The 14946-nt window shown below is 62.3% G+C and carries 11 protein-coding genes; 4 read left to right on the forward strand and 7 right to left on the reverse strand.

Annotation, left to right across the window (positions count from 1 at the left end):
- Positions 1-7 precede the first annotated feature (7 nt).
- The 4 genes from NKI49_RS06230 to NKI49_RS06245 form a co-directional block, all read right to left on the reverse strand.
- Positions 8-3850 carry a GAF domain-containing protein gene (locus NKI49_RS06230; RefSeq protein ID WP_352601581.1) on the reverse strand — a complete coding sequence of 1281 codons (3843 nt, stop codon included), beginning with the start codon at positions 3848-3850 and terminating at the stop codon, positions 8-10.
- 368 nt (positions 3851-4218) lie between these two features.
- The gene (locus NKI49_RS06235) at positions 4219-4383 is read right to left on the reverse strand and encodes a hypothetical protein (protein WP_352601784.1); all 165 of its coding nucleotides are present in this window, start codon (positions 4381-4383) and stop codon (positions 4219-4221) included.
- Positions 4364-4705 (reverse strand): DUF2934 domain-containing protein, encoded by a 342-nt coding sequence (locus NKI49_RS06240; RefSeq protein WP_352601583.1) that lies wholly within the window; start codon positions 4703-4705, stop codon positions 4364-4366. Before NKI49_RS06240 ends, NKI49_RS06235 begins: the two co-directional genes overlap by 20 nt.
- A gap of 134 nt (positions 4706-4839) precedes the next feature.
- Positions 4840-5451 (reverse strand): BA14K family protein, encoded by a 612-nt coding sequence (locus tag NKI49_RS06245; RefSeq protein ID WP_352601585.1) that lies wholly within the window; start codon positions 5449-5451, stop codon positions 4840-4842.
- A gap of 646 nt (positions 5452-6097) precedes the next feature.
- On the opposite strand from NKI49_RS06245, the gene NKI49_RS06250 reads away from it, so the two are divergent.
- The 3 genes from NKI49_RS06250 to NKI49_RS06260 are packed head-to-tail and all read left to right on the forward strand — an operon-like array spanning position 6098 to position 11321.
- Entirely contained in the window at positions 6098-10213 is a 4116-nt protein-coding gene (locus tag NKI49_RS06250; RefSeq protein ID WP_352601587.1) for a Pls/PosA family non-ribosomal peptide synthetase, read from the forward strand.
- Positions 10210-10659: a GNAT family N-acetyltransferase gene (locus tag NKI49_RS06255; protein WP_352601589.1), complete on the forward strand. Its 450-nt coding sequence runs from the start codon at positions 10210-10212 to the stop codon at positions 10657-10659. The genes NKI49_RS06250 and NKI49_RS06255 overlap by 4 nt, the downstream gene beginning before the upstream one ends.
- The gene (locus tag NKI49_RS06260) at positions 10656-11321 is read left to right on the forward strand and encodes a 4'-phosphopantetheinyl transferase family protein (protein ID WP_352601591.1); all 666 of its coding nucleotides are present in this window, start codon (positions 10656-10658) and stop codon (positions 11319-11321) included. The genes NKI49_RS06255 and NKI49_RS06260 overlap by 4 nt, the downstream gene beginning before the upstream one ends.
- A 38-nt stretch (positions 11322-11359) precedes the next feature.
- Here NKI49_RS06260 and NKI49_RS06265 read toward each other — a convergent pair whose 3' ends face one another.
- From NKI49_RS06265 to NKI49_RS06275, 3 genes are all read right to left on the reverse strand, one after another.
- Entirely contained in the window at positions 11360-12478 is a 1119-nt protein-coding gene (locus tag NKI49_RS06265) for a KamA family radical SAM protein (RefSeq protein WP_352601593.1), read from the reverse strand.
- 190 nt (positions 12479-12668) lie between these two features.
- Positions 12669-13571 (reverse strand): NmrA family NAD(P)-binding protein, encoded by a 903-nt coding sequence (locus tag NKI49_RS06270; RefSeq protein ID WP_352601595.1) that lies wholly within the window; start codon positions 13569-13571, stop codon positions 12669-12671.
- The gene (locus NKI49_RS06275; RefSeq protein WP_352601597.1) at positions 13568-13750 is read right to left on the reverse strand and encodes a DUF1127 domain-containing protein; all 183 of its coding nucleotides are present in this window, start codon (positions 13748-13750) and stop codon (positions 13568-13570) included. The genes NKI49_RS06270 and NKI49_RS06275 overlap by 4 nt, the downstream gene beginning before the upstream one ends.
- A gap of 213 nt (positions 13751-13963) precedes the next feature.
- On the opposite strand from NKI49_RS06275, the gene gcvA reads away from it, so the two are divergent.
- On the forward strand, positions 13964-14875 hold the full coding sequence (gene gcvA, locus NKI49_RS06280; protein ID WP_352601599.1) for a transcriptional regulator GcvA: 912 nt from the start codon (positions 13964-13966) through the stop codon (positions 14873-14875).
- Positions 14876-14946: the final 71 nt, after the last annotated feature.

Below are 14946 nucleotides of genomic sequence, written 5' to 3' on the forward strand. Positions count from 1 at the left end.
TTTGTCGTCAGTTGTGCTTGGGCGCGCGTTTCAGCGAGGCGACCAACTCCTCCACTCGCAGCGGCTTGCTTAGGTAATCATCCATTCCAGCTTCCAGGTACCGCTCGCGGTCCCCGGCTATTGCATTGGCGGTAAGCGCCACGATGAAAGGCTGCAGCGAATCCCCGGAGCCTGATGAGCGGATCAACCTTGTGGCTTCGAGGCCGTCCATGTCCGGCATCTCGATATCCATCAGGATGACATCGTGTTGTCCCTTGGCGAATGACGAAATCGCCGTCTCTCCATCCACCGCCAAATCTACCTTGTAGCCAAGCCGTTCAAGCACCTTGGAGCCAATCTTCCGATTGGTGATGTTGTCATCAACCAGCAGGATCCGAAGCGGCAATTTTGTCGCCATTTCGCTATCGAGGAATGGCCCCTTGGGTTGATCAGGCTTGGTCGAACGCGTCGAAGCCTCGGCAAAGACCGACATGAAAGCATTGAGGAGTGGCGAGGGCTTGATCGGCTTAGGAAGCATGGCCGCAAATTTGATACTCTCAATATCCGCCCTGTTTCTCTCATCAAGGGGCACGAGGGAACTCAGCAATATCAGTGGAAGGTCACCGCTTTGACCAAGCCCACGTAATCGTTTGGCCAGTTCTATGCCGTCCATCTCGGGCATGTTCATGTCGAGCACGAGGGCGTCATAATTTTCGCCGCTTGAAATCCTCCTCAATGCGTCGAGAGGCGATTCAGTTGTGTGTGGTACCATTGCCCAGGATTGGGCCTGCAGAGACAAGATGCGCCGGTTGGTTGCGTTGTCGTCAACGATCAGCAACCGCTTACCCGCGAGTTCAACTTTAGCCACAGACATTTGCGCTTGCCTGGGAGCGGGCGCAACGGCAGCGCGGATCGTGAAGAAGAATGTCGTACCCGACCCTTCAACACTTTCCACCCATACCTCCCCACCCATCAGTTCTGCCAGGCGTTTGCTAATCGCCAACCCTAGTCCGGTTCCGCCATAGCGCCGCGTCGTCGAAGCATCGACCTGGCTGAAGGACTTGAACAAGCGATCCAATCGGTCCTCGGGAATACCGATACCGGTATCGCGTACTGCAAACTGCAGGGTGCACAAGCCCTTTTCGCTTCCGCGGTGGGCTATCCCCGCGCCCTCAGCTCCGGGCAGAACTTTTGTCACCGATAGTACAATTTCACCCCGTTCGGTGAATTTCACAGCATTGTTGAGGAAATTGAGCAAAATCTGCCGCAGTCTGGTGCTGTCTGCGACAATCCCGTCAGGCGTACCGGGCTCCACCAGGTACGCTAGGTCGAGCCCCTTCTCCGCGGTCTTGGAGGCTACCAGGTCAATTGCGCTCTCAAGGCATTCCCGCAGTTCGAAGGGCCTTGGATCGAGCTCCAGCTTGCCGGCCTCAACTTTGGAGAAATCGAGTATGTCATTGATAATCGTTAGCAGTGCTTCGCCGCTGTGGCTGATGGTCTCGCTAATCTCCCGTTGTTCAGCGTCAAGGTTTGTACCAAGCAGCAAGTTGCTCATTCCGATCACGCCGTTCATTGGCGTGCGGATTTCGTGGCTCATCGTCGCCAGAAAAGAACTCTTCGCCTCATTTGCCGCCTCGGCCGCCTCCTTTGCCTGTTGCAGCGCAAGGGACAGCAGTTTGAGTTCGGTGAATAGCTGCGCGTTATGAAGGGCAGCGCCGGCGTTGGCTGCAATGGTAGAAAGCAAGCGGAGCGAGTCATCGGTAAAAATGCCCTCCCGCGTAGTACTCTGAACGCTGATAACTCCAAGCGTTCCTTGCGCCGTTTTGATCGGAACGCCGAGGTAGGACAAGGCATCCTTGCCGACGGGGGTCGCCCCGATCTGAGCGCCGCGTTCTGCCACATCCTGGTTGATGAGCAGCGGCTCGCCAGTCTCTATGATCTTGCTTGTCAGCCCTTCGCCAAGGGTGAGCGTGGTGAAGGCCTCGCCAAACTGATAGGGAAAATGGATTAGGTTGGTTTCCGGGTCAAGCAGAGCGACGTAGACGATATCGGCGTCGAAGATTTCCTGCATCTGGTTGCCGATCAACTGGATCGTGCTTTCGAGTTCCGACTCGGCGATGAGCGCTTGGCTGACGGTGCTGATGGCGCTCAGCTCGGCGGCGCGGGCTTCTGTCACCTTAAGGAGACGCTGAGTCTCGTCGAACAGGCGGGCATTGGCAATGGCAACGCCCATGTTGGAGGCGACCGTCTGCAGCAGGCGAACGTGGTTTTCGTCGAAGGCATTCTTCCGGTAGCTCTGTACACTGACGACACCCAGTGTTCTTTCACCGGAGTTGATCGGCACGCCTATGTAAGATGCGGTTCTATCCACTTCGTTGGGAAAATAAGCGCCAAGCTCTATTCCTTCCTCCCGAGTGCAAAAGACCAATGGCTTACCTGTTGCGATGATTTTCGACGACACTCCTATGCCTATTGGAAATGGCTCGATGACTCGGTACTTCCTAAAGTAGGCATAAGGGACATGGACCAGGCCGGACTCACTATCGTGTAACAGAATTTCACTGACCTCTGTGCCGAAGGCCTCTCGCACTTTGTCGCCCACGAGGCGAATAACCGTGTCCAGATTCAGCGACTTCGTCATCGCCTCGCCGACGCTGTTGAGAATGGCCAGTTCCTTTGCGCGGTCCTCTGTCACCTTCAGTAGTCGCTGGGTTTCGTCGAAAAGGTGGGCGTTGGCTATGGCGACGCCCATGCCCGATGAGAGTCCCTGCAACAGACGCACATGATCTTCATTGAAGACATTCTTCTCGTAGCTCTGTACGCTGACAACGCCCAGAATTTTGTCTCCGGCGATGATCGGCACAGCCAGGTAGGATTCGGTCCTGTCCTCCTCCGTAGGCATGAGAGCGCCCAACTCGATGTGTTGCTCGTTCGAGCCCAAAACCAGGGGTTTGCCAGACAGTATCACCTTGGAGGTCAGTCCTTCGCCCATCGCAAATGGTTCAGGGTCCTGATAATCCTTGTAGAACGCATAGGGCACGGAGATCAGATCAGATGATTCATCGCGCAACAGAATCTCAGTAACGTCTGTGCCAAATATTTCGCGCACCTTGTCACCGACGATGCGGGTCACTGTCTTGACATTCAGCGTTTTCGCCATCGCCTCGCCGACGCTATTGAGGATGGCCAGTTCCTTTGCGCGGTCCTCAGTCACTTTCAGCAGTCGCTGGGTTTCGTCGAAAAGGCGGGCGTTGGCGATTGCAACGCCCACGCTGGAGGAGAGCCCTTGCAGCAGACGCACATGATCTTCGCTGAATGCATTCTTCTGGTAACTCTGCACGCTCACGACGCCCAGAGTTCTGTCTCCGGCGATGATCGGCACCCCTATGTAGGATTCAGCTCGCTCATCTTCGGTGAGCGCAATGACACCCAACCCAAGGGCCTGCTCGAAAGTTCCGATGATCAACGGCTTTCCCGATAAGATGACCTTGGAGGTAAGGCCTCCACCCATGGTAAAAGGCTCCACCTCTACATAGTCCCGATAGAATGAATATGGGACAGTGATCTTGTCGGATATCCCATCACGCAACAGGATTTCAGTGATGTCCGCCCCGAACATTTCGCGCACTTTATCGCCGACGATGCGGGTCACTGTCTTGACATTCAGCGTCTTCGCCATCGCCTCGCCGACGCTGTTGAGTATGGCCAGTTCCTTTGTGCGTTCCTCCGCATGCATGAGCAGATGCTTGTTTTCAGCAGAAAGATGGTCAAGTTCAATTGACGCAGTCGCTTTGGCGATTTCCAGCTCGGCAATGTACCGGTTGGCGGATTCGAGTCGGCTAGTAAGGTCGATTTCCACTGAGTTCTGCATGTCGGTCTTTCCCCCGAAGGAACATTCCGCCAAAGGTTGAGCGGCATCCTTCCCCAACTGCCATCGTACATTAGCAAGCACTGTTACATGCCGAGCGCTTGATTGACAGTACCTGGCTCGCGTCTTTGCGCAGCCACTAGCCTGCGATGTCTGCTTCTGCCGCAAGTCGCGCCCTCACGGTCTTCACGAGCAATGTGCGCTTTCGCAGGCGGCCAAGCCTGCCGTAATGACCGAGATGGGCGCAAAGCTCCCATCCGAGAATGATGCAGAGAATGAGCCCTCCAAATGGATTTGCTGTTGTCTCTAGGTGGCGGCGATGCCGTGTCGTGTATCGCTATCGCTAACGCCAAGTACGGCAGGTTAGCCCATCACCGCCCCTTGAAATACTGCACCTCCCGCTCATGCTTCTCCGCCGCTTCGCGCGTATCGAACGTGCCCAATTCCGCCGCTTCCCCGTCTTTTCGTCCTTCTTGCGCGAATAAAGGCGGTATTTTCCGTCCTTGAGTTTTCGGATCATTTTGCTTGTCCCTCATCGGGAGTTCGCCGCCTTTTGGTCGCGAGATTGCGTGCGGCTTGCTCGATCGCGGCGCGGTCGTTGCCCAGTCGGTCGAGCAGTTCCTGCGCCTCGTCGCCCGATATGCCGGTGCGCACCGCCAGTTCCTCGACCGTCAGCACGTCGGAGCTGGCGATCTCGCGGGGCAGCGCATCGCCGGCCGTCAGCGGCAACGCCGCCTCGCGGTCGATCTCGGCCTCGGCCTGGTGCCAGTGCCGCTCGGGATCGCCGTGAATGCCGCCTTCGCGTTCCCAGATCTGGTATGCGCGCTCACGAATCTTGTCTTCCCTGTCGTTGTCCATCTTCATTCCTCCCTTGCGTCAGGAATGAACGCGCCGCCGATCCGAACGATCCAAACATTCTGCGTGATCGCTCGCCGGCCGCTGGAAAGGGCGACGAGGCGCCATGCAAGCCGGCCGTCTACTGGCACTGGCGCCTACTGGCACTGGCGCCTGGGTCCGCCGGAATATGGCTGGTAGCTGTTGTCTTCCGGCCGGTAGGAGCGATAGCGACTGAAGCAATAGTCGATGTGGTCGGCGGAAGCGCCGTCGTCCGTGGCAGCATAGTTGCCCAAGCCCGGTTCGTTGTCCTCGACGTAGCTGGCGGCGGGTGGCTGCGCGACGCGGTCGGCGGCCTCGAAATAGGGCGAGATGCAGGGGCGCTGCTGCCCGCTGTAGGAGAGATAGCTGTTGTCGTCCGGGCGGTAGGAACGGTAGCGGTCGGCGCACCACCGGACATGGGTAGCCGGCAGTTCGGCCTGTTCGGCCGCTGAGGCCACCGAGCCGGTCACCGTGGGGTCGGGCGCCGCCGGCTGCACCTTGGGGGCGATATCGGATGGCGCGGGCTGCTCGGCCGGCACCCGCTGCAACTTCTGTGCCGCCTTGTCCACCGGCCGCGCCTTCTTGGTCCACAGTTCCGCCACGCTGACGGTTGGCCTTGCCTGGTGGGCCGGCTTGGCGGCAAGCAGCCAGGCCGCGAAGACCAGGCCGCTGCCGAAGACCGCAAGGGTCAACACGAAGCCGCAGACCAGTCCCAAAATCGCTCTCACGCCACGCTCCTTGAGCCCTTGCTTATAGAATGCGGAGTATCAAGGCTGGTTCCGGGCAAGCGAGGGGCAAACGCTGCAACCGACGGCAAAGCCGAAACCGCGAGGGGGAACGGCGCACTCCCGACGTTTCGACCCGCCAAAGAGGAGGTAATGCGCGCCGCGGCTCCCCCGAAAGGCCGGCAAACGGAGAGGCGAGAAGAGAGCCCAGACACACTCCAGAAACAAAATTCAACAGTTGGGAAAAACTGGCGAAAAGATGGGATGGCATAATCATCCCGCGGCGGCTTGAAAAAACGGCCGCGGCACAGGCGAACGGGGTGGTGCCGGCAATGCAACGAGGTTCGAACGGTTGGATGGGCGCCCTGCTCGGCATGTCGCTCGCCGCCAGCAGCGCCGGATCGGTGCTCCTGCCCCTACCCCGCGCCCATGCTCCCGAACAGGTGAACACGGAGCGGCCGACTTTGTAACACCGGCGCCGCGCAAAGCCAGTCATCGCCGTCGGAATCCGGGTTCTTCCTTTTTGGAAGCGCCAGTCATTCCGCCTTCATCAACAACGGTCAAATCGTAGCGGCGGCGACAAATGCCTGCCGGCGAGGCGGGATGATCGAAATGTGCCTGGCCAGGCCAGGATGAGAAAGTTTTGGACATGGATCACGGTGTCGATATCGCCGAACTGGACAGGGAAGTCGCAAGATCGGGCAGAGAGCCCACGCGGGGCGGCCTGGACAGCGTCGATGCACTTGCAAAGGTCGCGCCGCGGGCCATCGCGCGCAGCCAGATACTGAAGGGCGCCGATTTCGCCGGGCAAGGTCAACCCGGCGAGCGCCTCGACATGGTCTTCGAACAGCTCGCGCAGACATTTGCGTCCGCACCTGCGGTGATCTGCGAAGGACGCGTCTGGACCTATCGCGAACTGGACCGGCGGGCCAACCAGTTCGCCCGCCTGCTGGTCGAGCGCGGCGTGCGGCCGGGCGGCAGGGTGGCGCTGCTTCTGGACCGTTCCGCCGACACTTATGTCGCGCTGCTCGCGGTGATGAAGGCAGGAGCGGCCTTCGTGCCGCTCGCCACCGCATTTCCCGCGGAGCGGATGACGCTCATCATCGAAGACGCCAATGTGGAGCTGGTCGTCACGCTCGCCGCCTATGCGTCCCGCGCCCAGGAACTGCCCGTTCCCCATGTGCTGATCGACACGGCCGCCGCCGAGATCTCGGCGCAGCCCGACGCGCCGCTGCGCGAAAACGGGGCGCCGCCCGACGACACCTGCTACATCCTCTACACCTCGGGCACCACCGGCCGGCCGAAAGGCGTGGCCATCAGCCATCAGAGCTTTGTCAACTTCATACGCGTCGCCGCCGCATCCTACGGATACCGGCCGGGCGATCGCGTCTACCAGGGCATGACCATCGCCTTCGACTTTTCCGCCGAGGAGATATGGGTGCCGTTCGCCGCCGGTGCGACCGTCGTGCCGGCGCCTGGCCCGCTGACCCTCGTTGGCGAGGAACTCGCCGATTTCCTGCGGCACAATGAAGTGACCTGCATGGCCTGCAGCCCGACCCTGCTGTCCTCAATCGAAAGCGACGTACCGAGCCTGCGCATGCTGCTGGTGGGCGGCGAAGCCTGCCCGCACAATCTGGTGGTGCGCTGGTCGCGGCCGGGGCGGCGGATCCTCAATACCTATGGCCCTACCGAGGCGACCGTCACGGCCACCATGGGCATGCTCACGCCCGATATGCCGGTGACCATCGGCGCGCCGCTGCCCACCTATTCGATCGTCATTCTCGACCCTTCGGTCCCAGCGCTGGCCGAACCCGGCGAATTGGGCGAAATCGGCATCGCCGGCATCGGCTTGGCGGTGGGTTATCTCAACAGGCCCGACCTGACCGAACAGAAATTCATCGCCGATTTCCTCGACCTGCCGAACAATCCGTCGCGGCGCATTTACCGGACGGGCGACCTTGGCCTGATCAACGACGACGGCGAGATCGAGTATCGCGGGCGCATAGACACCCAGGTGAAGATCCGCGGATACCGCATCGAACTCGGCGAGATCGAGGCGGTGCTGATGGACCAGCCCGCGATCGCGCAGGCCGCCGTCACCACCTGGGAGATCGAGCCCGGCCGCGTGGAACTGGTCGCCTACTACGCGCCCAGGACCGGACTGCCGCCGATCTCGCGCGCCGATCTCGCCCGCGAGCTGAAGCGCCGCCTGCCGGACTACATGGTGCCGTCCTACCTCGAGGAATTGCCGGCGATCCCGATGACTGTCTCCAACAAGGCCGACCTTCGCCAGCTTCCCAAGCCGACAAGCGTCCGGGTTTCGGCCGAGGGCACGATGGTGCCGCCCGGCAATGACGACGAGCGTTTCCTGGCGGGCGCGCTGGCCACGGTGCTGAAATTCGACGCGGTGTCGGTCGAGGACAATTTCTTCGACGATCTCGGCGCCAATTCGCTGCTGATGGCCCATTTCTGCGCGCGCGTGCGCACCAGGAAGGAATGGGCGACCGCGTCAATGCGCGACATCTACCTTTATCCGACCGTGGCGCTCCTGGCCAAGCACCTGAGCGTGCCGGAAGAGATGACGACGGCCACCAACGAGCCTGTCCTCACCCGCCAAGCCTCGAATCTTGCCTACTGGACCTGCGGCACCGCGCAGCTCCTGTTCTACGGGCTCTACAGCTATGGCTCGTTATGGGCGATCAACGACGGCCTCAACTGGATGTATGAAGCGCTCGACGACCCGCTTCAGCTCTATCTGCGTTGCGTGGTGCTCTCGGCGGGCGTGTTCTTCGGCATGTCGGGTTTTGCCGTCCTTGCCAAATGGGTGCTGGTCGGCCGCTGGAAGGCCGAAGCGTTTCCCATCTGGGGCCTGCGCTACTATCGCTTCTGGGTCGTGAAAACCTTGATCCGCACCGCGCCGGTCGTGCTGTTCCGCGGCAGCCCGCTCTATAGCGTCTACCTGCAGCTTCTCGGCACCAGGATCGGGAAGAACGCTGTCATCGAATCCCGTTCCGTGCCGGTTTGCACCGATCTCATTTCAATCGGTGCCAACACGATCCTGCGCAAGGAATCGATGATCCTCGGCTACCGCGCCCAGTCCGGCTATATCCATACGGGGCCGCTGACCATCGGCCGCAATGCCTTCGTCGGTGTCGGCTGTACGCTTGATATCGACACCAGCATCGGCGACGGCGGCCAGCTCGGCCATTCGTCCTCGCTGCAGCGCGGGCAAAGTATCCCCGATGGCGAACACTGGCATGGATCGCCGGCCGTGCCGACCACGGCGGACTATTGCAAGGTGCGCAATGTAGACCCTTCCAATGTCCGGCGCTTCCTGTTCGAAGCCGTCCAGCTTATCGGGCTGTTTGCCGTCGTCACCCCGCTGCCGCTGCTGTTCCACAGCTACTGGGAGAATGTCGGCGACGACTATCAGGAGACGATCGGCGTCGTGGCGATCGGCACCACGGTCACGCTTTTCGGGTATATCGCGGCGGCCTTCCTCGCCGCGACGGTGGTGCCGCGCTTGATCAGCCTGGTGCTGAAGCCAGGCCGCACCTACACGCTCTACGGCTTCCGCTACTGGCTCCAGACCGTCGCTGAATTCTCCAGCAATTCGCGGGTGCTTGGCCTGCTGTTCGGCGACAGCTCGGCCATCGTCCATTACATCAGGGCCATCGGCTGGAACCTCAACACGGTGGTGCAGACCGGTTCGAACTTCGGCAGCAACCAGCAGCACGAAAACCCGCTTCTGTGCGAGATCGGCACCGAGACCATGGTGTCGGACGGGCTGTTCATGATCAACATGCACAAATCCGCCACCGCGTTCCGGCTCGAGCGCACGAGGATCGGCGAGCGCAATTATCTCGGCAACAACATCTACTATCCGCCGGACGGGCGCACCGGCGACAACTGCCTGCTCGGCACCAAGGTGATGATCCCCATCGATGGCCCGCTGCGCGAGAATGTCGGGCTCCTCGGTTCGCCTGCTTTCGAGATCCCCCGCATGGTCAACCGCGACAAGGAGCTTATCGCCGGCGTCGGCGAGAACGACCGGCGCCAGCGCATCCCGCTCAAGAACCGCCACAATATGGTGACGGTGCTGCTGTTCGTGGCGACGCAATGGGCCATGCTGTTCGTCACGCTGGCTATCTGGGACCGGGCGCTGAACTACTATACCGAATGGGCGGAGGTAGCCCTCTTCGTCGCCGTGCTCCTGACCTCGGCAATCACCATTCCGTTCTACATACTGGTCGAGCGGGCAAGCCTTGGCTTCGGCAGGCTGAAGCCGCAGATGACGACGATCTACGACGTCGCGTTCTGGCGCCACGAACGCCACTGGAAGCTCGCGGATTCGCCCATCGTGCGCCTGTTCAGCGGTACGCCGTTCCGGCCGATGATCCTGCGCCTGCTGGGCGTCAAGGTGGGCAAGAGGGTCTATGACGGCGGCAGCAACCTGACCGAGCGTTCGCTGGTGGAGATTGGCGACGACGTCACCCTCAACGAGGGCTGCGTCATCCAGGCCCATTCGCTGGAAGAAGGCGCGTTCAAATCCGATTTCATCCGCATCGGCAAGGGCTGCACGCTCGGGCCTTCCGCTTTTGTCCATTACGGCGTCGTGATGGGCGAAGGCTCGGTGGCCGATGCCGATGCCTTCGTGATGAAAGGCGAGGAGCTGGAGCCCTACTCCATATGGCGGGGCAACCCGGCCAAGCTCCATCGCTTCGTCACTCCGGTCGCGGACGCCGGCTCCGGGACTGCGGCTTGAAGACCGCAGAAATCCGCCTCGTTGCCGTGACCGAGGCCAACCGGGCTTTGGTCGAGGCTCTGAAGCTTGCTCCAGGACAAATGGATTTCGTCGCCAGCAATGCGGACTCGCTCGCGGAAGCCGAAACCGACGAGGACGCCCGGCCGCGCGTTGTGATGGCCGGGGATCGGGTTGTCGGGTTCCTGATGTACGACGCATCGGAAGACGTGGCGCTGATCTACCGCTTCATGATCGACCGCGCCCACCAGGGCAAAGGCTACGGCAGGGCCGCGCTGCGCGAAGTGCTGGGTGAGATCGGAAATCTCGGCCATGTCAGGCAGGTTTCGATCGGCTACGAACCGGAGAATGAAGCGGTACGCCAGCTCTATGGTGCCGCCGGTTTCCTCGAACAGGGGCTCGACGAGGACGGGGAAATGATCGCCGTCATGCCGGTGGGCGATCGTTGACGCCCCCGGCCTCCTCCACCGCGACGTCGTGCGACGAAACAGCCCTGCTGCGGGCCATGGCCGCGATCGCGCCGAACGGTGTCCGCATCGGCTGCCGCTCGATCCGCGAGGGCGATGAAGCCCATCTGCTGCCTGGGGAAGCGCGTTCCATCCGCGCGCGCCAGCCGGCCATGCGGCGCGCCAGCGGTGCCGCGCGCTGGATCGCGCACGGGCTTCTGGCGGATATGGGCATCAGCGATTTCGCCATTCTGCGCGCACCGTCCGGCGCGCCGGTCTGGCCCGAGGGAATGACCGGTTCGCTGGCTCACGACGACGAGATGGCCGTGGCTGCCGTTGCGCCTCTTTCCAGCATCGGCTCGCTGGGGATCGACGTCGAGCCCGCCCAACCCTTGCCCGACGACATATTAGCGCTCGTCGCGACCCCCGCGGACCGAGCGGAGGCGGCAGACCGGCATCTCGCCGGCCGCATCCTCTACTCAGCCAAGGAAGCCGTCTACAAGGCGATATTTCAATTTGATCGCCAGGTCCTGGGCTATGAGGACATCACCGTGGACCTCGGCGCAGGCCGCGCGACGACAAAGACGGGCCGCACGACGCGCCTTGCATACTGCGTTGCTCCACGTGTGGTCGTTTTGGCCTTTGTCGATGAAGGCCCGGCTTAGGCTGGCGGCTCAATTATCCGGTAACAAGCATCCTGACGTCACGACCGCCGACTGTCCTCCCCGACGATCTCCCTATAGGTCCGGACCTCGCCATCCTGCCCGCGAATGCGCCACGTCTCGCCGTCGTGTCCCTCGACGTAACAAGGCCCGAGCGGCACCTTGCCGCCGCCATCCGGCAGGTCGATGACATAGGTGGGATTGCAGATGCCCGACAGAAGCCGGCGCAGCGCACCGGCAAGCGCCTGGCCCTCGGCAATGGTGGTGCGCCGGTGCGCCATGCCGCGCGCGAGGTCGCCATGATGCAGGTAATAGGGCTTGACGCCGAGCCGGTACATCAGCTCGCGGCAGAGCTCCTCCAGCACTTCGACGCTATCGTTGACGCCCTTGAGCAGGACGCTCTGGTTGAGCAGCACGAAGCCCGCATGCCGCATGGTGCGGCACGCCGCTTCCGCTGCGTCGGTGATCTCGCGCGGATGGTTGAAATGGGTGACGACGGTGACCATCAGCCGGCCCTGCAACGCCGCGACCAGCTCTGGCGTGATGCGCGAAGGCAATGCCACCGGCACGCGCGTGTGGATGCGCAGCAGCCGCACATGAGGGATCGCCTCGATGCCGGCGCGGATTTCCGCCAGCGCCTTGTCCGGCAGCGAGAGCGGATCGCCGCCGGTCAAGATCACCTCGCGGATCTCGGGATGATCAGCGATATAGGCAAGCGCCGGCTCCAGCGCCTCGCGCGTATAGCCACGGCCGATCGAGGTCAGCGATTCCTTACGGAAGCAGAACCGGCAATAGACGGCGCATTGATAGGTCGGGAACAACAGCACCCGGTCGGCATGGCGATGCGTCAGCCGAGGCACCGGGCTGAATTCATGATCGGCGATCGGATCGTCGAGTTCGCCTTCCTGCTCGACCAGTTCATCCGTCGACGGGATGACCTGCGCCCGGATCGGATCGGCGGGATCGTTCCAGTCGATCAGGTCGAGATAGGCTTTGGGAATGCGAACCTTGTGGTTCTCCGCCGCCTGTTGCGCGGCTCCACGCTCGGCCGGCGACAGCGGCAGCGAGACGAGATCGCGGACATGGCGGATGCCGGCGCGAACGTCGTCCTGCCAGGTGGTATCGGTTTCGGGGGCGATTGCATCTTTGAGGTCGGTCATTGCAGGTCTCGGGGTGGTCGGCGTGCGCGGACCTATCGGCCGGAAGGCCGGCGCGGTCAACCACCAGGGAAAGCCAATCACGCCCGCCGCTGTCTACGGCGCCCCTCTGTCCCGCAGGACAGAGGGGCGTGACAGAACGCCAGCCGCCCCGCAATCCGCGTTCGCCGCACCCTCTGCTCTCGTGGCAACCTCAGCTCCGGCGCCCCTGGCCTGTTGCGCCCGCCATCGCCACAAAGGCACTTTCGATCGTCTCGAATCTCAGCTCCGGATAAAGCGTCCCGGCTTCCGGGGTGGCCGTCTCCAGCGCGGTCTCGCCGCGGATCCAGAATGCCCGCAGCAATCCGAGACCCGGGACCGCCGCGATCATCGCGTCGAGCTCGGCGGCGCTCTGGCGCATGATGTGAGGCGAGCGTCCGCTCACCTGGCGCCACAGGTCGATCATCGCGCCTTGGGTGATCCTGTTCTGGGCGATCCGGATTTCGCGGCGGACGGCACCGGGATCGTCCAGCGCGCGCATGGTCACAGCGGCGATATCCTTTTCGCTGACGAACGTAGCCGGCACATTGCCGTCGCCGTAGAGCGTAACCTCGTCAGGCGGCAGCACCGGCGAGCCGAAGCGCGTCAAGTCGCCCAGCGTCGCCACCCAGGTCGAAAAGAAGCCATTGGTGTAGATCACCGTATAGGGAAGATCGGCCGCCTTGACCGCGTCGAAGACGGCTCTCTTGATGTCGAGCGGCGCGATCGAGCCCGGTGCGGCGGCGGCAAAATCGAGGCCGAAGCCGGCGGAAGGCACAAAGCGGGAGACACCCGCGTCCTTGACCGCGCGCACCAGGGTCATCTCGCTGGCCGAGTCCACATGCACCGAGCTGATCACGCGGTCGACCTGGCCCACGGCACGCACAAGGCTGTCGTAGTCGTCCAGATCGCCGACATGCACCGTGGCGCCGAGCTCTCTCAGCGGACCCACCCGCTCTTCATTGCCTGCCGTCGCGGGCCGAACCAGGACATGCAGTCGATCGCCATGGCGCGCGCTGGCCTTCGCCATCTCGCTGCCCAGAAGTCCCGTCGCGCCGATGATCAGGGTGCTGGTCATATCGCCCTCCCGCCGCGCAGGATGGAACCGTCCCAGTCGCGTTCCAGGCCGATGTCTTGCAAACGGCGGTCGGAAAAGCGTGAAAGGCGGCTTAGTATGCGGCGGCGCTCGAACGCTGCCGAAGTTCGAATGGCAAGGCCGCTTACTGCGGCGCTGACGGTTGCAAGGGTGGGGGTCATTGTTCGTCTCCTGCGGCTAGGCGCAAGCGTGCCGACGCCGCCCCAACGGGACGAGCATGACGGTTGCTCACACTGTTTCTGGTCGTTCAGCGCATCGGTGAAAGAGAAAACACGATGTAAGTGCGCCGATGCAGCCAAATATCAGGCATTCCGGACTGGACGACAAACGACTCTTTGTGCAGGATTTGTGAGCAACACTCACAGGTAGGGACAATGCCGCGCAAATTGCCGCCCCTCACCGCTTTGCCCGCCTTCGACGCAGCCGCCAGGTATCTGAGTTTTTCCAAGGCGGCGAACGAGCTCAACGTCACCCATGGCGCGATCAGTCGGGCCATCCGCAACATCGAGGACAGGCTGGGCGTCCGGCTTTTCGATCGCGGGACGAGATCCGTGCGCCTGACCAGCGTGGGTGTGGCTTACGCGACGGAGGTCGGCAAGGCGCTGGACCAGATCGCCGCCGCCACGATCGCGGCTGCGCCCGACCGCTCGACGGGGATCCTGAATGTCAGCACATCCGACGGTTTCGCCGGCCGCTGGCTGGTGCCGAGGCTGCACCGCTTCCATCGCGCCAACACGGACATCGACGTGCGGCTCTCCACCTCCGGCGTGCTTGCCGACTTCGTCAGCGACGGCATCGACATCGCCATCCGCTACGGCAAGGGTGGCTATACCGGCGTGACGGCGGAATTTCTCGCCGACGAAGAGGTCTTCCCCGTCTGCAGCCCGGAACTTCTGCAGGGTGAACATCCGCTGCGCCGGCCCGAGGACCTGCGGCATCACAAGCTGATCCATGACGCCTTTCGCATCGACTGGGCGGCCTGGCTGGAGCACGCCGGCGTTAGCGATGTCGACCCCAAACGCGGTGTGCGCTTCGATTCCGCCACATTCGCGGTCGAGGCGGCAGTGCATGGCGAAGGCGTGCTGCTGGGCCGAAGCGCGCTTGTGTCGGCCGACCTGGCGGCAGGCAGGCTGGTTCGTCCCTTCGACGCCGCGCTGAAATCCGCCGCGCGCTACTACGTCGTCTATCCCGAAGGCGCACTGCGCCAGCGAAAGATCCGGGCGTTCCGCGACTGGCTGTTCGCCGAAGTGGCGGCCGACTGGATTGGCGAGAAGAAGGCCGATTGATGGGCGACGCAGACCCCCACCCCGCTGCTTCGCAGCGACCCTCCCCACAAGGGGGAGGGTGGGAAAGCAAA

Source organism: Mesorhizobium sp. M0587 (assembly GCF_040320945.1).
GTDB lineage: Bacteria > Pseudomonadota > Alphaproteobacteria > Rhizobiales > Rhizobiaceae > Mesorhizobium.